Source organism: Parasutterella sp. St.1A3, from assembly GCF_059728705.1.
In genome coordinates, this window is sequence record NZ_BAAGFK010000001.1 from 1,154,974 (window position 1) to 1,173,052 (window position 18,079).

The 18,079-nt window shown below is 47.1% G+C and carries 16 protein-coding genes; 12 read left to right on the top strand and 4 right to left on the bottom strand.

Features of this window, described 5'->3' with window-relative positions; all coding sequences use genetic code 11:
* Positions 1-651 precede the first annotated feature (651 nt).
* The 4 genes from AC6I1F_RS05395 to AC6I1F_RS05410 all read left to right on the top strand — a co-directional run bounded on the left by AC6I1F_RS05395 (position 652) and on the right by AC6I1F_RS05410 (position 5,218).
* Entirely contained in the window at positions 652-1,197 is a 546-nt protein-coding gene (locus AC6I1F_RS05395; protein ID WP_160335169.1) for a Panacea domain-containing protein, read from the top strand.
* On the top strand, positions 1,194-1,595 hold the full coding sequence (locus AC6I1F_RS05400) for a hypothetical protein (protein WP_160335170.1): 402 nt from the start codon (positions 1,194-1,196) through the stop codon (positions 1,593-1,595). Before AC6I1F_RS05395 ends, AC6I1F_RS05400 begins: the two co-directional genes overlap by 4 nt.
* A gap of 664 nt (positions 1,596-2,259) precedes the next feature.
* Positions 2,260-3,216 carry a hypothetical protein gene (locus tag AC6I1F_RS05405; RefSeq protein WP_289184853.1) on the top strand — a complete coding sequence of 319 codons (957 nt, stop codon included), beginning with the start codon at positions 2,260-2,262 and terminating at the stop codon, positions 3,214-3,216.
* 718 nt (positions 3,217-3,934) lie between these two features.
* Positions 3,935-5,218 (top strand): L-cysteine desulfidase family protein, encoded by a 1,284-nt coding sequence (locus tag AC6I1F_RS05410; RefSeq protein ID WP_290449017.1) that lies wholly within the window; start codon positions 3,935-3,937, stop codon positions 5,216-5,218.
* Between the two features lie 163 nt (positions 5,219-5,381).
* Here AC6I1F_RS05410 and AC6I1F_RS05415 read toward each other — a convergent pair whose 3' ends face one another.
* From AC6I1F_RS05415 to hutW (AC6I1F_RS05430), 4 genes are all read right to left on the bottom strand, one after another.
* The gene (locus AC6I1F_RS05415; RefSeq protein ID WP_497801632.1) at positions 5,382-6,152 is read right to left on the bottom strand and encodes an N-formylglutamate amidohydrolase; all 771 of its coding nucleotides are present in this window, start codon (positions 6,150-6,152) and stop codon (positions 5,382-5,384) included.
* 504 nt (positions 6,153-6,656) lie between these two features.
* Positions 6,657-7,451 (bottom strand): ABC transporter permease, encoded by a 795-nt coding sequence (locus AC6I1F_RS05420; RefSeq protein ID WP_289184717.1) that lies wholly within the window; start codon positions 7,449-7,451, stop codon positions 6,657-6,659.
* Complete coding sequence (locus tag AC6I1F_RS05425; protein WP_289184718.1) at positions 7,448-8,365, bottom strand: ABC transporter ATP-binding protein; 918 nt, start codon at positions 8,363-8,365, stop codon at positions 7,448-7,450. The genes AC6I1F_RS05420 and AC6I1F_RS05425 overlap by 4 nt, the downstream gene beginning before the upstream one ends.
* 99 nt (positions 8,366-8,464) lie before the next feature.
* Entirely contained in the window at positions 8,465-9,928 is a 1,464-nt protein-coding gene (gene hutW, locus AC6I1F_RS05430; protein WP_497801633.1) for a heme anaerobic degradation radical SAM methyltransferase ChuW/HutW, read from the bottom strand.
* A 792-nt stretch (positions 9,929-10,720) separates the two neighbouring features.
* On the opposite strand from hutW (AC6I1F_RS05430), the gene hutW (AC6I1F_RS05435) reads away from it, so the two are divergent.
* The 8 genes from hutW (AC6I1F_RS05435) to AC6I1F_RS05470 are packed head-to-tail and all read left to right on the top strand — an operon-like array spanning position 10,721 to position 18,070.
* Positions 10,721-12,115, top strand: coding sequence for a heme anaerobic degradation radical SAM methyltransferase ChuW/HutW (gene hutW, locus AC6I1F_RS05435; RefSeq protein ID WP_497801634.1), 1,395 nt, complete (start codon positions 10,721-10,723; stop codon positions 12,113-12,115).
* Positions 12,112-13,191 carry a TonB-dependent receptor plug domain-containing protein gene (locus tag AC6I1F_RS05440; RefSeq protein WP_497801635.1) on the top strand — a complete coding sequence of 360 codons (1,080 nt, stop codon included), beginning with the start codon at positions 12,112-12,114 and terminating at the stop codon, positions 13,189-13,191. The genes hutW (AC6I1F_RS05435) and AC6I1F_RS05440 overlap by 4 nt, the downstream gene beginning before the upstream one ends.
* A complete protein-coding gene (locus AC6I1F_RS05445; RefSeq protein ID WP_497801636.1) occupies positions 13,131-14,249 on the top strand; it encodes a TonB-dependent receptor domain-containing protein in 1,119 nt (372 codons plus the stop codon). The genes AC6I1F_RS05440 and AC6I1F_RS05445 overlap by 61 nt, the downstream gene beginning before the upstream one ends.
* Before the next feature lie 28 nt (positions 14,250-14,277).
* Positions 14,278-14,862, top strand: a complete 585-nt coding sequence (locus tag AC6I1F_RS05450; RefSeq protein ID WP_289169089.1) for an MptD family putative ECF transporter S component — start codon at positions 14,278-14,280, stop codon at positions 14,860-14,862.
* Entirely contained in the window at positions 14,840-15,613 is a 774-nt protein-coding gene (locus AC6I1F_RS05455) for an energy-coupling factor transporter transmembrane component T family protein (RefSeq protein ID WP_289163709.1), read from the top strand. Before AC6I1F_RS05450 ends, AC6I1F_RS05455 begins: the two co-directional genes overlap by 23 nt.
* On the top strand, positions 15,613-17,028 hold the full coding sequence (locus AC6I1F_RS05460) for an ABC transporter ATP-binding protein (RefSeq protein ID WP_289163707.1): 1,416 nt from the start codon (positions 15,613-15,615) through the stop codon (positions 17,026-17,028). The genes AC6I1F_RS05455 and AC6I1F_RS05460 overlap by 1 nt, the downstream gene beginning before the upstream one ends.
* 21 nt (positions 17,029-17,049) lie before the next feature.
* The gene (gene hutX / locus AC6I1F_RS05465; protein WP_289163705.1) at positions 17,050-17,553 is read left to right on the top strand and encodes a heme utilization cystosolic carrier protein HutX; all 504 of its coding nucleotides are present in this window, start codon (positions 17,050-17,052) and stop codon (positions 17,551-17,553) included.
* 16 nt (positions 17,554-17,569) lie between these two features.
* Positions 17,570-18,070, top strand: coding sequence for a flavodoxin family protein (locus AC6I1F_RS05470; RefSeq protein WP_289163703.1), 501 nt, complete (start codon positions 17,570-17,572; stop codon positions 18,068-18,070).
* Positions 18,071-18,079 lie beyond the last annotated feature (9 nt).

Consider the following 18,079-nt stretch of genomic DNA (forward strand, 5'->3'; position numbering starts at 1 on the left):
TCGGGAGGATTTTTGATGTTTGACTATAACAAGGGGGTGTTCTTTTTCTTTATTGAGTGTCCTTATTAGAAACCTATGTAATTATCTAAATGAGTTGTTAGTCCACTCAATAGGGTGGTGGTATTTACTTTCGACTCATTTAGAGCAGGGATGATGTTTCAGCTTTAAACCCCATACAGAAGTCAGCTCAGCGACACAAACACCGCGAAGGATCAAGTAAAAAACGGACCCAACAAAAAGACTTGAGATCACTTCAAAAATGAATTCCCCGATGTTGAATGGCTTTCCTTCAATGAGCTTCTGAGCATGCCGAAGAACACCGCCGATCCCAAAGAGAACAAGGGATAGCACAGTGTGAAATACACTTAGGTTGTGAGGATCTTTTTCAGGCATTTTTACCCATTAGTGCGTTTAATTGATAATTTTACGACATGTAATTACTTAAATATATTGATAAGTAAACGCCTGCATACATCTAAGGGAAAACAATGAGATTAACTATTTTGATAAAATGCTTGCCGCTTACAGGAGAAGGTTACGAGCAAAGAGATTTTAGGTTTTGCTGGCGCAGTTTCTATGAAAGCAGAAAACTACCCTTTAAACACCTCAGTGTTATACTGAGGATGAATAATATTGTGAAGGCGTTGAACAATGTATGATAAGGAGCTCACCACTCAAATAATCGGCTACTTCCTCTGGAAGGCCGGTGGAGCAATGCCTTATTTGAAGATCCTAAAATTGGTGTACCTTGCAGATAGAAAAGCACTTCTGGATATTGGAGAAACGCTTACAGGCGATGCTTACTCTGCAATGAAATTAGGACCGGCTCCTTACTATACCTATAACAGCCTAAAGCAGGATAAATTTGACAGCCAGTGGCTCGAACATAAAAAATTCGATGTTCGTTTAAAAAAGGAAGTAAACTCCAACGACCCTTTGGATACATTTGAACTTTTGAGCCCGATAATGCAAAGCATTCTTGACAGCATTTGGGATCAGTATGGAAATAAAAGGAAATACGATCTTGCCAAGCTTACGCACACCATCTGCCCCGAATGGGAAGCTTGTAAGGATGACTCTATTGAATTAGCTGATATTTTGAAAGCAGAGGGATATACATCAGCTCAAATTCATGCAACCTTGGAACGAGTCGCTGAACTTAATCGGCTCAAAGAATTCTCGAAGGAAATGCAATGACACTGTCCCTCTTGCGGGGAGGAACAGTTCTTGCGTCCACTGGTTCTATCAATCATCTTCACATAATCTGCTCTGCCCCTCGCTTTTATCCCCAGATCGGCGGACTAGGGGTTCTGGTTGTAAACATAAGTTCTGTCAAACCCGGCACCACCTACGACTCTACTGTCATTCTTCACCAAGGAGAGCACCCCTTCATAACTCATGATAGTTATGTTTTATATGCACAAGCTGTAGTTTGGAAACTTGAATCTATTGAGAGAAGAATTGAGTCTGGAGAAATACTCCCGCAAGACCCTTTGGCCGAGCCATATATTTCCAATGTAATCGGCGGCTTTTTCAAATCTCCTTATGTCCCTCGTAAGATTCTAAAATTTTGTGAGAAGTCAAATCTCTCCTAAGCGCTGCGTTTTCTATATACCTTCCCAGGAAAGCCCGTAAAACGTCCTGCCGTTTCCTGTTATATCAGCCGGATGCTATAAATTTGGTAGATGAAATTAGTTATCTACACCACGTTTATCCCCATTGATTTTGCTAGGGCCAAAAACAGTAGACTATTCTTATAAGCAATTTTTACAAGAAGATAAAGATGAACGCCGCCCCCATTACTTTTGAGGACCTTTCTCATTTACCAAGAGAAGTTATTCTCAGACGAGCTGAGCGATACTATAAAGTCGCAATAAAAACAAGAATAAACTGTCAAGAATCTTCTCGACATTCTGTCAGAGCCAGCCCTCTTCCAAATCAGGGATTTCCGCCCGTCCTCAATGTTTGCTGTGGTACTACCCTTAGGGAGTCAAACCCTCCGGGGTCTGTTTTTATAGTATGGGCAAAACTTTGCTTTGATGAAAGAAACGACGCATATTATTTATTTACAGACTATCGATGGAAAGTAGAGCGTACAGATGAGGAAACCGCAAAGGAGCTTATAAATCAAAAGAAAATTGGGATTACTAACTACTACCCAAAGTCTGCAATTCCTAAGGCCTCCAAATGAAAACTCAGGGATTTTTTAAAAACCAAAGAAAAAGCTATTCGCAACCATTCAACTACTACGAAAGAAACATGACTAATAAAATTCCTGGAGCCGCTCAAACTATTTCCCCCGGAAGCCAAAGAGGATTTAGGGCTGACTCAAGTCTTACTGATCCACTAGACGAGTGGATGGCGAAAAATATTAAAAGCAAAAAGACAGCAACCCAAAACTCAAAATCTGAGGAGGCGCCTCAAACTCAGCCTGACAAATCTGTATGCCATATGAGTTTGCCTACAGAACTAGACTCCATAAATGCTAGATTAAAAAAACTTGAAGACCTCCCTCCAGGCCAAATAATAAACAAAACAGTCTATAAGGCTGACTATGATAAGGGAACTCTTAGTGCGATCGAAGCATTTAATAACTACCAAAATGTGGTTAATAAATATCATTATGAATCAGAAAAATACTTTCGTGAAACAAAAAGAATCCAAAAACTCCTGAGCACACTTACCAAAAGGGTACGGGAACTGGAAAGACGGCCCGTCGTAGAGCGATCTGTTATAGACGCCCTAATGTATAGGGTACAACAACTGGAACAGCAGATACCCCAGGGGAAGGTATATTCTGAACACTCAACAGCCTCAGACAAAAAGTATCTAGATGATGCAATTAACCAATTTAATTCCAAAATTGCAGCATTAGATGCAGAGCAATTAAAACTAGAGAAAAATGTTAAATCTGTTCAGGACAGCCTCGAACCTTTTGTGACTCAAGTTGCGAACATCATAGAAGAAAAGATAAATGAAAAAGCTTCCATAGGAGATTTAGACGTTGTGTTATCTTCTATTTCAAACATAGAATCATCCGTCCAGACACTAACTGATAAGCTCAATACTTCTTTGGAAAACCTTCCAAAAGAAGTACAAAACAATATAAAAACAGAACTTAAAGAGAATATATCCTCTCTCGTTTCCAAACTCCTCGGACAGTTTTCAGCCCGCTTCTTACAGCGGGCTTTTTGTTGGGTTAAAGAAGAGGCGTAAGTTCAGTATAAGTCTGACCTCCAAACGAGCCATAACCTTCAAAACTAACCCAGAACACTGTCTTCTCTTTCGTTATAACTAAGGTTTTACATGTCTTAATCCCTTCAAAACAGGGAAGATATTCTGACTATCTTATGTGATTTTATAACATAAATTCAAAAAGTTAAAAATGAATAAATTTAAAAAAAATAATACACGATTTTGCTGATTTAACCCACCTTTTAGGAAGGAAAATAAGTTTTCCATCTCCTAATCTCCGTTTAGAAAGTTTTATCCGAAAAATTGTTAAAGAACAGTAAGAGGTAACAATGGATAAGTCTATCTCGCAGTGTGCAGCCCCTCGGATATTGAGAAGTTTAGCGAAAAGTTTGTAAGTTAGTTGAAGGTAATGTTGCTAGTGACGAGAACATTTAAATTGAAAACCTTTTCTTGAAATATCTTGTCTGGCTTGTTGGTTTCGAAGTACTGAAGGTCTGTAGAACAGAAAATCTCTGAATTAAGTTTGCAGCTTTCATGCAGCTGTTGCGAATTACGTCCCGCAGCAGTGCAGGTCGAGACCAAAATGATTACGCTTCAAGCAGGTTTCTTTACAACGAATATTTCTATCTCGAATAATGTCGGATCAAGACTATCGGAATTCAGCTATTTCGGTTAAAGTGGTGACCTATCCGTTTAACTCAGGAAAGTCCGATTGACCAAAAGTTAAGAGGCCAACAATATGCTGAATCCGTCTGTACGTCGTCAAATCATTAAGCTGATTAAAAGAGAAGTTGTTCCCGCACTTGGCTGCACTGAACCGATTGCCGTTGCGCTCGCAGTAACGAAAGCACGGGAGATTCTGGGAGCGCTTCCCGATAAGATTGAACTTGGACTAAGCGGCAATATTATTAAGAATGCCATGGGTGTCGGTATCCCGGGGACCGGGATGATCGGTTTGCCGATTGTGGTAGCGCTTGGCGCTTTAATCGGTCGCTCAGAGCTGGAACTTGAAGTGCTGAGAGATGTCTCTGAAGAGTCGGTCGCTGCCGGTAAAGCTTATATTGACGAGGACAGGATTGAAATCCTTCTTGATGAAAATGCGCCTTCCAATCTTTACGTAGACGCCAAAGTCTTTAAAGACGGCCATACCGCAAGAGCCATTATCTCCAGAGAGCACACAAAATTTATTTATCTTGAAAAGGACGATGAAGTTCTTTATCAGGAAGCTGAACAGCAGGGCGATGAGGAAGAGGGCGATGATGATATCAAGCTCGATATGAAAACCGTCTATGAATTCGCTATTGAGAGCCCTCTGGATGAAATCGCTTTCATTCTGCAGGCAAGAGATCTTAATAAGCGCGCTGCGGAACTGGCGCTTTCAGGAGACTATGGTCATTCATTAGGCGCCATGATTAAAAATCGCGGAGCCCGATATTTCGGCGATACAACGGTTGCCCATATGATTGCTTACACTTCTGCGGCATGCGACGCACGTATGGGCGGTGCGACGATCGCGGTTATGTCAAATTCCGGAAGCGGAAATCAGGGGATTACCGCGACGCTTCCTGTGGTCTCCTATGCGGAAGACTGTGACGCTTCAGAAGAACAATTGATCCGAGCGCTTACGCTGAGTCACCTCACCAGTATTTACATCAAGCAGAATCTCGGAAGGCTTTCCGCTTTATGCGGATGCGTCGTGGCATCCACCGGCGCTTCTTCCGGCATTACTTGGCTGATGGGCGGCAAGTTCCCGGAGGTCTGCGCAGCAATTAAAAACATGATCGCTAACTTGGCAGGAATGCTTTGCGACGGAGCAAAGCCCGCATGTTCACTTAAAATTTCTTCCGGCGTATCAACGGCAATGATGTCTGCGCTGCTCGCCATGAATGAACACTGCGTTTCCGAGATGGAAGGCATCGTGAGTGACGACATTGATCAGACCATTAGGAATCTGACATCCATTGGCAAAGAATCCATGATGGAAACGGATAAGCAGGTTCTGCAGATCATGATCTGTAAATAGCTGACTTATTTTCCACTATTAATAGAGCGAATAGACTGGAATCCGCCGTTGCGTTTCCGGTCTTTCTGATTATTTCCATCCTTATCGCTGATGAATTTAAGGAGCCCGCTTTTAATTAAGCCGATTGTTTTGCTGCGCACTATCGCTAATTGAGCAGTGATCTCTATATGCTGGAAACCGCGGCGCTGAGGCAGCTTTTTAGCGCTTTTGAAGTTATTGCAAAATTATCGAGCAGCTCGGCGTCTTTTTCATCTTCGTATAAATCTCTTCTGGTCTCAATCATGACTGAAGAAACTCTCGGATCGCTTAGATAGAAGGCCTGCGGTACCAATGCTCCGCTAAAAGGTGCATTTAGCCCGGTATCAAAGGTTTTATTAAAGGATTGATAAAACGCTTCAGAGATTTCGGAAGATGTGTGATAGGGGTCTGTACCGATACACACTTCCGGACGATCTTTTAACAAGGGACCTTCATAAGGAAGCTGCTCAGAGGAAAAACTATGTAGATCGATGATGAGGGCCTTCCCGTAACGGCTCAGCGCGTCTTTAACTTTACGCGTTAGCGTGTAGTGATGCGGATAGTAGTACTCTCTCAAAAGACGACTTCTTTCAGCCGCAGAGAGTTCTCGTCTTAATGTCTTGAGATCGTGAGTTTTTTGATAGATGACGCCCATACCAATGCCGGACATGCTTTCCAGGCTGTCGTCAGCGAAGCGCTCAACATCTACCACTAAACGACTGATCGGACTGACAACTGTTTGTTCGACAGGTATTCCGTTTGAGTATAGTGCGAGGGTCCAAAAATCAGTCATCTTGACGAACTCTTTCTGGAGCGACTCCGTACTTAATATAAACTGGTTCCGGATGTCATATGGAACATGAGTTGAATCATGCGGAACATGGAAAATAACCCATTTGGGAAAATTAAATTTCATTTTTTTCTTCGAATCAAAAATAAAACTTATGGGTCTAGAGTGTAGATGCCGCTGATGAAATGATGATTAATAATGCTGAGTTTTAATATATTGAAGAAAGGCGGTATCTGAGGCTTGAAGTCCGTAACAGATTGGAGAAACTTACTTAGAGCAAGAAGTTTAGTGTTTCAAATACAGCGAAGGCTGGGATGCACATTCCCGGCAATGGTTAGGGATTTGCTGCAGATAAGAGCAGAGATTAAATGTTTTGGGCTTTTTTATGGGGATTCGGGCAGACTGAAGAGGATAGATCGGTATCAAAGACGTGAAGTGTTGATTTATAAAGCGCTGATGTGATTATTCGACAGCTTTTAATTCTCAAAGTTTATTTTGTAGTACTTAGAGGCAGACTCTAAGGCAGACTCTACATCAAGTTTAATTAGGCTCTATATTTTCTGCCGCTGCGATTGAATGAAATCGCAGACCGATAAAAATCCCGCCGAAGCGGGACGAAACGAGGGCCTTCTACTTTCGAATTTTATATCCGATCTGCATTAGGTACGTCGCAAAGCCCGCGGATAAGATGCCGAAAAAACTGACGATAAAAAGACTGACCCAAGGATTAAAGTCGCTCTGCGAGAAAAATCCATATCGGAACCCGTCAATGATGTAGAAAAACGGATTGAATCTAGAAAGCGTCTGGAAAATTGGCGGCAGCTGGTGAATCGAGTAAAACACTCCGGAAAGAAATGTCAGCGGCAGAATCACAAAACTCTGGAACGCTCCGATCTGATCAAATTTGTCTGCCCATAATCCGGCGATCAGACCGAGAGAACCCATCAGCATCGCGCCCATAAAGGCAAAAATTAAAATCCATAAAACATGCTGCATGGGAGGCGCTGACCAAAACACCGAAGCCAGCAGCACGCCGCCGCCCACGATAAGCCCTCGTACCACGGAGGCGCCGATCATCGCAAGAGAAAGCTCCCAGCCGGAAAAGGGCGGAAGCTGAATAAATATCAGACTCCCCATGATCTTGGACGACAGTACCGATGAGGAACTGTTGCCAAATGCGTTCTGCAGCAGCGTCATCATGACGAGACCCGGAACTAAAAAGTGCAGATAATTGACGCCGTCAAAGGTCGGCATGCGGCCGGATAAAACCTGACCGAATACTGTCAGATATAAAACGCCCATCAGCACCGGCGCAAAAATCGTCTGCAGCGCAATCTTCTTAAACCGCAGTATCTCCTTTTCCAGTAATGTCAGAAAAGAGGCGCCGGGACGATACGGCTGCGGTTTGATCTTGTATTGGGTCATTCGTCGGTAATCCTCAAAAATACTTCTTCTAAGTTCGCTTTGCCCAGCTCCAGCCCTTCAGGCTTAAGGCCGGCCGCTTCCAGAGCCTCTAAAAGGCGGCGAAGTTCTTCCGGGCCGCTGTAGGACATGGAGTAAAACCCATTGGGAAGCTTCTCGCATCGGAAAGGAAAATCTTTTGGCAGCGGAGCTGACAGCGCGAACGCCACACGATCTTTTGAATATTCTTTTAAAAGTACCTGTGTGTCCTCAAGCGCCGCGACTCGGCCGTGATTAAGAAGTGCGACCCTTCGGCAAAGCCGCTCGGCTTCCTCCAGGTAATGCGTTGTCAAGATAATCGTGTGCCCCTTGCGGTTGAGATCTTCCATAAACTCCCAAAGACGGTGGCGCAGCGCAATATCAACGCCCGCGGTCGGTTCATCAAGAACAATAAGAGGAGGGCGGTGCACCAGCGCCTGAGCGATCAGCACGCGCCGCTTCATGCCGCCCGAAAGCCGCATCACACTCTCCTTTTTCTTGTCCGAAAGATCGAGAACCTCTAAAAGTTCATCAATCCATTTGTCGTTATTCCTCAAACCAAAGTAGCCGCTTTGCAGCCGCAGTGTCTCGTAAACGGACAGGAACGGATCAAAGGTGATTTCCTGCGGAACAATACCGACGCACATTTTGAAATTTCGCCAGTCCCGATGAATGTCGTAGCCAAGGATGGAGATTTCTCCACAGTCTGGGTTAACCGTCTTGGCTAATACGCCGATAAGCGTGCTCTTGCCGGCTCCGTTTGGGCCGAGCAGACCAAAGAAATCTCCTTGTTCGATGGAAAAGGAAATATCGGTCAGAGCTTTTTTCTCACGGCCGCTCTGATGAAAGGTTTTCGAAAGGCCCTTGATACAGAGAGCCGCCGGGTTGCTGGTTGCCAAATTAAACCTCCGCGTCGTTCAGCTAAAAGGTTGAAGAGAGAGGGACAGAAGCGGGAAGAAGCTCTGCATCCGTCCCAAGCGTTTCAATTAAAGAAGATGCTATTTCCTCGGAACGCCGTCAAGCCACGCCTGACCCTGATTGGGCGAATACACACTCTGCTCAATCAGATCTTCCGTACGCACAGATCCTTTAGAGAGCACTCCTGTCAGCGCTTCCGTGAGAAGCTGCGCCATCGTGACGTACCAGAACTGTCCCGCGACGGTCGGAATAAAGAGATCGTCTTTCTTCTCTAAAAGTCCAGCCCTAATCCATTGATCGGTAACGGGTTTCAGCGGTTTTTCGATTTCGACTCCGAACGCTTCTCCGATTGCTTTAAGAGAGAACGGACCGGATTCAACGCTCGAAGCCAGTGTGCGGAGCAAATACCAGTTTTCCTGAGGCTTCATCATCACAAAGACCGGTTTCTGGTCCTTCTCAACCATTTCGTTCCATTTGGAGAGTTTGCGCTCCTGCATCCAGCTGTGTCCGCTGAGTTTGCCGCCCGCGCCGCATCCGAACGGAAGACAGTCCAGAGAACCTTTGGCTAAGGAATTGTAGATATTGCGCTCTCTCGCGGTTCTTGCCCAATGCGTGTTGGTGAGACGCCGCCACTCGCCGTGCGCGGAAAACACTTCCACGCTGCGCGCAAACATATCGGCGGCTTCCGCAAGCGTTGCAGCGGGCTCCAGCAGCCCCGCCTGAATTCTCTTATTCAGAGGAGACTTTTCAAACACATTGAGCTGATAGCAGTCGACGCCGTCGATTGGAAGTTCCGAAGCGATCTTCAGATCGCTCTCCCAAGCAGTACCTTTTTGTCCGGGGAACCCAAAGAGCAGGTCGATGACGACAGCGGCCTGCCTATTCGCGGCAATCTCTTCGAGTCTGCGGATGACGCGTTCCGGCGTATCGATGCGCTGCATCTCTTTGCGAATCTTCGCGTCAAAGCTTTGTACGCCGAAAGAAAACCGGTTGACGCCTCCCTCGAGCGACGCTTCGAGCATTTCGTCCGTCATGTTATGGACTCGTCCTTCGACAGTAATTTCGCAGTCATCGGAGAGGGGAAGATATTTTTTTGCAGCGATGAGCAGCTCTTTTAATTGTTGGGGAGGAAGAGCGGTCGGAGTTCCGCCGCCAAAATATAAGGCTTTGATCGGCGCGGAGTTCTGAGCGGGGCGCCCGCTCCAAAGCGCGAATTCGCGAATGAGGTTGCGGCAGTAGCGCTCTGATTCTTCCGCGGTCCAGGGATTCTGATAGAACATGCAGAATAAGCAGCGGCTTTCGCAGAAAGGAATATGTACGTAGGCAAGCGCTTCTTTTCTGCGGGGCTCATGCGACTTCTTCTCCAGATAGTTTCGAGCCGTGCTCCAAAGCATCGGAATACCGAAAGGCCCTGAGTGGACAGTAGCCTTTGCCGGGAATGCGTGGTGCAGCGCGTTCTCTTCATTGGCAAAGTACGCATCCATATTTTTCTGCTTCATCAGAAGTTTTTTAAATAACTGAACTCCGGTTTCAAACGAGGACATCGAGCACTCCTGTTAAAGAAGCCATAAGCCGTCTGATACGGCGGTAATGACCGTTGTTTAATGCTCAGGGACCTTTATCAAGGTCCCTAAAAAATCTGCATTCGGCAAAGGCGTTTTCCCTCGTAATCTCAGTGAGAGTCTCGGGCCGTACGCGGATTGCCTGACAATTTAGAAATTCATTCTAACGAACAAAAATCGATGCAATCGTATATGCACTTAGGGCGGAAATAGAGCGCTATTTAGTAAAAAAATCGATAAAACAGGAGGTTATAAGACATGTGGTTCAATATCTTAGGGAATACGATAATGAGAATTAATCTCAATAATGTAAATAAGTTAAACAGAAAGGCAGAAAATTGTACGTTTTTAATCACTTTTTCTAAGAATTCCCTAAGCTTGAATCTTTTTAGACGATGCAAAGGATGACCTTAGGGCTTTTGCTGAGAACAGGATTAAAATAAAAATATCCTGTATATACAATAGGATAAATAATTTTAGCTTTATCATAATATGATCCGTTTTTTGGAACAACTGATCTGATGGAAGAACAATTGATCATCGGGAGAATCGCTTTAGTTTAAGTTTTATTGGATAAATGTCTCATATTTATCCTTTAAATGTTAATAAAAGTTATATCTAATAATCAAATAGATAAATAGACGATTCACAAATACACCTGAGGCTGATCAGGGTTTTTTCTAATGAGAATAAGAAGCATTCAAGCAAATTTTTAGAATATGATTCGACGAATGAGAATCATTATCGATTAAATATTTAAGTTTTTGATAAGTTATGAATGCGAGAGAAGAGACGCCTCAGGTGAAACAGAAAACCGTCATCGATTTTCGTAAACCTTTCAACGCGCCGCAGGAACAGCCTTGGTTTGCCCGCGTTACCGACAACCCGATAACGGACGCTTTCCCGGAATCTATTGATATCCATCCCGGACTCGACGCTTCACCGGTTTTACCGACGGAACTTCCTTCCGTTCTCAACAGACTGACCGAGCAGCCGAGAAAACGCAGAACCGTTGCCTATATCAATGTGCCTTACTGCGAAACACGCTGCCTGTACTGCCTTTTCTATATCAAGCCTTACCGCACGAAAGAGGAAAGCGCGGCATACGCGGACACCTTAATTAAAGAGATGCAGCTCTGGGCGGATAAACCCGTTCAGAATAAAGAACCGGTGCACGCCGTCTACTTCGGAGGCGGTACGCCGACCGCGCTCGAAGCATCTGATATTCGACGCGTGCTTGAAGCCGTCAGAAAGTACCTGCCGCTCGCAAACGATTGCGAAATCACCTACGAAGGCAGATTGTCCGGATTCGGTGACGACAAGATGGAAGCTGCGATCGAAGGCGGCGCAAACCGCTTCTCGCTCGGCGTGCAGACGTTTGATACCAAAGTGCGTCAGGCGGTCGGTCGCCGCTCTTCTAAAGAAGAACTCATCCGAAGGCTTACACGCCTGATGAGCTATAGCCAGGCCGCTGTCGTGATCGACCTGATATACGGCTTCCCGTATCAAACATTGGAAACCTGGCTTGAAGATCTTCAGATTTCTAAAGATCTGGGTCTGGACGGAGTTGACTGCTATCAGCTCCGAGTCTTTGAGCGTTCTCCTCTCCACAAATACATCGCCAACGGCAAACTGTCCGCAGGTCCGGATCACGCGATGCGCGCGCGTATGTTCCGTGAGGCGGTCTTTCAGATGCGTGAAGCCGGATGGAGCCGTCTTTCAATCAGTCACTGGGCATCCAATACACGCGAAAGAAATTTCTATAACTATTACGCTAAAACTCGTACCGACTGTCTCGCTTATGGCCCTGGGGCGGGTGGAGTGATCGACGGATTCAGTTACATGCAGCATCGCGCGCCTGATGCATGGATAAAGAGCGTCGAAGAGGGCGTAAAGCCGATCGCGATGATGATGCGGCCCTCCAAAAACTGGGAACTGGGTCGAGCGGTTGCCGAGCAGATGGAGCTGAATTACTTCAATCCGTCTGCGCTCGCTAAAGAATTCTCCCCGCAGCTTAGTAAAGCTTTCGAACCGATCACAGAAAATTGGACGGAAGCCGGACTGCTGCTGCCGTTTTCTGAAAGATACGAACTGACCGTGGCCGGTCAGTTCTGGCAGGGACGGATGACGCAGCACATTCTCAACCATATTAAAAATACCAACTTATGACCTCTAAAATCCAAACTTTTAAATATTCAGCAGCCGCGGCGGCGCTGATCGCGGCATTTTCCTCGCAGGCCCAGGAAGTTCAGAAAGCGGCCGAAGTGACCGTAACCGCCGGACGCATAGAGCAGCAGCTCCTAGATGTGCCGATGAGCGTATCGGTGCTCACGCAGGAGGAAATTCGCAATTCTTCTGCCCGCAATATCGGTGAGCTCCTCGCCGATGTCCCCGGAGTTGAAGTCACCGGAGACGGCTCTCAGGGCTTAAAGCGCGTTCAGATCCGAGGTGAAGATGCGTTTCGAAGCCTCATCCTTATTGACGGACAGCGTGTCTCGGAACATAAGTCGATGTCCGGCCCGGCGCTTTTAATTGATCCTTCATCGGTTGAACGCATCGAAGTCATCAAGGGGCCGGCCTCCGTGCTCTATGGCTCAGATGCTATTGGCGGGGTGATTAATATCATCACAAAGAAGGGAGGTAAAAAGTCCTTTGAAGCAGAAGCTTCTGTCGGCTGGAATGGCGCAGGCCATGGCTGGGAAGAGTCAATTTCTCTCGGCGGAGACTATAAAGGTCTTAAGTACCGACTGAATGCCGGCTATCAGAGCCACGGCGATATCAAGACGCCGCTTGGATACCAGAAAGGAACGGATTTTCGTCAGAAAAACTTAGGTGCTTTCCTGAGCTACGACTTTAATGAGCATTTTACTGTCGGCATGAGTGCTGATACCTTTGACTCCGATATTAATTCTTCCAGCTGGGACTATGAGCAGGATCCGGATAATGAATTCTTCGTCCGTATTCCTAAATGGAAACGCGATAAAGTCGCGCTCTTTGCCGAAGGCAAAGATCTGACAAGCTATCTCACCCGAGTTCGCTGGGACGGCTTCTGGCAGAACAACCATAAGCAAATGCGAAATTACGTCGGAGCCTCGGTTAGAACACCGATGTATAACATGAATGTGGTGACCGATTCCGCCGCAAATAACAAGATTCGTACGCTCGGAACAAGTCTGCAGGCGGATTGGCAGCTGGCGATAACAATACGCTTATCACTGGCTACGAATTTACTCAGGACACGTTAAAGGCTTCAACGGATGCCGCCTTCACCCAGAAAATGCAGATGGGTCCCATGACAATGCTGGACACCGACTACGTCACGAATCGTTATGTGGAAGGAAAGGAAATCACGAATGCCGTGTTCGCCGCCATGGAAACCGAGTTACCCATGGATTTCACAATGAACTACGGTGTGCGCTACACATTCGTGAATTCTAAACTGACCAATGCAAGCGCTCTGCGCAACGGACACAGAACGACACCCGCGGGAACAACTAATTACGTGAATACCCCCGTGGATGATGCGGGCTCGGTCGGCAGCAACAATGAAAGCCGCCCTGTCTTCAATTTAGGCTTTATCTGGAAAGGAATTGAAGATACGTCGATTCGTGCTCAGTGGTCTCAGGGTTTCAGAGTTCCAAACCTGCAGGAGAAGTTCCTGATTAACAGTATGGGCGGCGGAACGGTTTACGGCAATCCTGATCTGAAGCCGGAAAAATCCAACAACTTCGAAATTGGTGCCCGCTACAGCGGCACTTATGTCGATGCCGACTTCGCAGTTTTCTATAACCTTGCGGACGACTATATCTCGACAGAAATCCTCAGCGGCTCAAGCTCTGACGTCTATCGCTATGTGAACGCAGATAAGGCAAAGACATTCGGTACGGAACTTTCCCTGAACTTCAAAGTGAACGAGTACATCAATCCGTATGCGTTCTTCTCTGTGATCAGAAGAAAAACCGAATGGGCAAACGGCGTTTCCACTTATGATTCCGGCACACCGGCCTTTACCGCGCGCTACGGTCTGAGAACCGATGTCCCGCTCTTTAACGGCCGCTGGACAACGGATACTTATCTGAGAAGTTCGACCGCCAAGAAAACTTACTCGGTTTCGAGCGATGAGACAACGCGTATCGCAGGCTACACCACGTTTAACTTCGCGACCGCCTATCACTTCGGACCGAAGAAAGCCTACAGCGCTAACTTTGAAGTGCTGAACATTACTAATCAGCTCTACGGCTATGAGATTTCTATTTATGAGCCCGGACGCCGTGTGAACTTCAAACTCAGCGCTAAGTACTAACCTGAACCGGATTCATCCTGTAACTGACATGACTGATGAAATGACGTTAAACGCCGCGGCAGTCGGCCGTAAAACAAGATTTTCCGACCGCTGGTCCGCTAAAGATCTGGTCGTTATCGGAATCTTTGCGGCTGCCGCCAAAATTTCTACTGTTTTAATCGCCATGGTGGGAGGAGGGATGAATCCTGTTTCGCTTCTGCTTAAAAACATGGTGTTCACGACACTCTTGGTCGTGATGCTCTTCAAAGTGAAACAGAGCGGAACGTTGACGCTCTTTGTGATCGTGAGCACTCTCGTGAATTTCCTTCTTCTCGGAGGAAACATTACGCTTATCGTCCCGATGCTTTTTGCGGCGCTTCTCAGCGAACTCCTTATGGCCTCGGTACGTAAAGCAGGACTGCCGGGCAGTGTTTACTGGGGCGTCGGCTGCTTTGATCTGATCTGCAAATTCGGCTCTCTCGGCATTTCATACCTGATGATGCGCGAGTCGCCCGCGCTGATGGCTGTGGTGATCCCAATTGTGATCATCGGCTATGTAGGCTCACTGATCGGTCTTTGGACCGGATATCGTTCAACTAAGGAATTAAGACATGCGGGCATCATTCGCTTCTAACCCGACATCTCCGCTTAATCGGATAGACGTGCGCGTTAAAATGCTGATTGCGGCCGCTGCCTCGATTATGACGGTGGCGATTTCTTCTGAAGCCGCTCAGTACCTGCTTTTTGCAAGCTCTTTTGTATATTTGCTTTTATTAAAACGACCGAAGATTATCGCGGTGAGCTATTGCGCCTGTATTCTGATGATGGCGCTTTCCGCGGGCTTCGGATATCTGATTTCCATTTGGTTCCCGGCAATGGGCAAGAGCATGTCGCTGTCCTCCATGCTGGTTCCGTTTCTTCGCGGTTTTACCATGCTTAACGTGGTGCTTCCGCTTGCTTTTACCGGAAGACTCCAGACCATTCTCAGCGGACTGCAGAAACTGAGACTGCCGTTTGTGATTTATCTTCCCTCGGCAGTCATCATCCGGTTTATTCCGACGTTTATGAATGACATCCGTCAGATTTGGGAGTCGCTTAAAATCCGCGGCTATAAGATCAATCCGTGGACGTGCACCATTCATCCGTTCCAAACCACGCGTCTTTTATTTACGCCGCTTCTTTTCCGCGCGCTTAAAACCAGCGATGAGCTTGGCATCGCGGCTGAGCTTAAAGGTTTAAATTCCGGCTCTTCCGCGGGAAGGGCAGCCGCAGCTTCCTTCACGCGAAATGATTATCTGATCATTGTTTTAATCGTCCTGATTTGCGCGGCTGCTGCGGTTCTTCAGTTCTATTTCCCTAACTCCGCGCCGGCGGCAATGAAGTAATGATTAATTTAGACCATGTTACCTATCAGTATCCTTTCAGCTCGCGCTGCGCGCTTGAAGATATTTCTCTTAACGTCTCTGCGGGAGAAGTGGTGCTCGTGACCGGTGTTTCCGGCTGCGGCAAATCCACCCTGATTCGGCTTATTAACGGTCTTTGTCCGCATTATTACGGAGGATCGCTCAAGGGCAGCGTCAAAGTCTGCGGGAGAGATAATAAAGCAGAGAAACTCAGCGACATCTCGCATCGGGTCGGCACGCTTTTTCAAAATCCGGAAAGTCAGTTCTTCGCGCTTGGCGTGGAGGAGGAAATGGCTTTTATGTCTGAGTGCCGGGGCACTGATCCCAACGAAATTGACCGAAAGATCGCTGACGCCGCAAACCGCTTCGGACTGAACTCAGTACTGAAGAACACGATTCACGAGCTTTCTCAGGGCCAGAAGCAGAAAGTTGGTTTGGCTTCTCTGATGATGGAACCTTTAAAAGTGCTGATTCTGGATGAACCGACCGGAAATCTGGATCCGGAATCGACGGAAGATTTAGCCCGAGAAGTTCAAAAGCTGAAAGAGCAGGGTTCCGCGATTCTCGTTGTCGACCATCGCCTGTATTGGCTAAAGGACGTTGCGGACCGAGTGATTGTTCTTGAAAAGGGAAGAATCATCCGGGAAGGGACGTTTAATGATCTTGATCCGGCATTCCGATCGAAAGTCGGTCTTCGGGAAATCTCCGTCACGGACTGCAGAGATACGCTTCCCGTGCCCATGAGCGCAAGCCACCCGATCCTCAGTGTGCGGGATCTGACTTTTGAATATCCCGGAAGGGCTGTCATGCGGCACTTTAATATGGAGCTGCCCAAAGGGATCTGCGGCGTTTTCGGAGAAAACGGCGCGGGTAAAACCACCTTGGCCCGCCTGCTCACCGGTCTTAATAAGGCCAAGGAAGGATCGTTCGCGATCCGAGGACAAAAACTTAATCAAAAAGAATGCCTCAGGCATGTCGCCGTAGTGCTGCAGAATGCCGATCATCAGCTTTACATGCGCACGGTCTTTGAGGAACTTCAGACGAGTCTGGAGGCGGCAGGATGCAAAGGAGGTTCTCGCGCCGCCGAAGAGCTGCTCGGCTTATTTGATCTGCAGGATCTGAAGGACAGACACCCGCATTCGCTCTCCGGCGGACAAAAGCAGCGCCTTGTGATCGCCTGCGCTTTTGCTAAAAATCCGGATGTGATTATTTTGGATGAACCGACAAGCGGGCTGGACGGCGCAAATCTGAAACGCATTGCTTCAGCTCTGAAGAGACTCTCCGACGAAGGAAAGGCGGTACTTGTGATTACGCATGACCTTGAACTGATTCAGATGGTCTGCCAAAGCGCGGTGACCTTGAAAAAACTCCCGACAACCCAAAACACGATTAATTAACTTTTTAAATTGGAAAGAAAAATGACAGAAACAGAAAAACAGGCAAAGATTCAGGAAGTGATCCATTCGGGCCGTCCCGTCACGCTTGACACGCTTGCGGCCGCCATCGGGGCCACTGCGCTCGAGGCCGCGCACGCTCTGCCGGAAGGTATGTGCACTTTCGCGCCGGGCAGTGATTTCGAAAAAGTCTGGCAGCGCATCAGTCAGTGGGAAAAAGCGACCTTTATCGTGATCGCAGGCGGGAACGTCATTGAAGTGGAATCCAAGGTCGCGGTCGGCAAATGCGCCATGGGCTACTACAACCTGATGGGCGGAAAGGCGCCGCTTCAAGGACACTTTAAGTATGAGAATATTGAGGAGATCGGTTTTGTGACCATGCCGTTCATGGGTCGGGAAAGCCATTTTGCCGCTTTCTTTGATAAAGAAGGCCGCTGCGCCTACAGTTTCTATGTCGGCCGTGAAAAACATCAGCTGATCGAGTCGGCCAAGGAGCAGTTCCTCGCGCTCCAGGCTGAATACAAATAACGGATTAGGAGCAAAAATGAAAATCTTGACTGTCTACTCATCCCTGACAGGCAACACTGAGAAGATTGCCAAAGCGATTTCCGAAGCGCTGCCGGGTTCGCAGCTGAAGAAACTTCCGACGGATGTTAATCCTCAGGAATATGACCTGATCTTCTGCGGATTTTGGTGTGACAAAGGTCATCCGGATGAACTGTGGGAAGAGTTTTTTAAAAACATCGGCTCGGTGCCTACAGCGGTCTTCGGAACGCTTGGCGGAGATCCTAATAGCGAGCGCGGCCGCGCGTTCGCCTCTAAAGTTTTAGAGCGTATTTCTGCGCCCAACATTCTCGGTCTCAGCTTATGGCAGGGCAAGGTTGATTCCAAGATTTTGGAAATGATGGCCAAGATGCCGGGCGCAAAACCGATGACGCCGGAGCGTAAGGCAAAACTTGCTGAAGCCGCAAAGCATCCCACGCCGCAGGATCTCGGCGAAGCTGCCGAATGGGCGCTTTGCATGCGGAAAGCTGTTGAAAAATAATAAAAATCA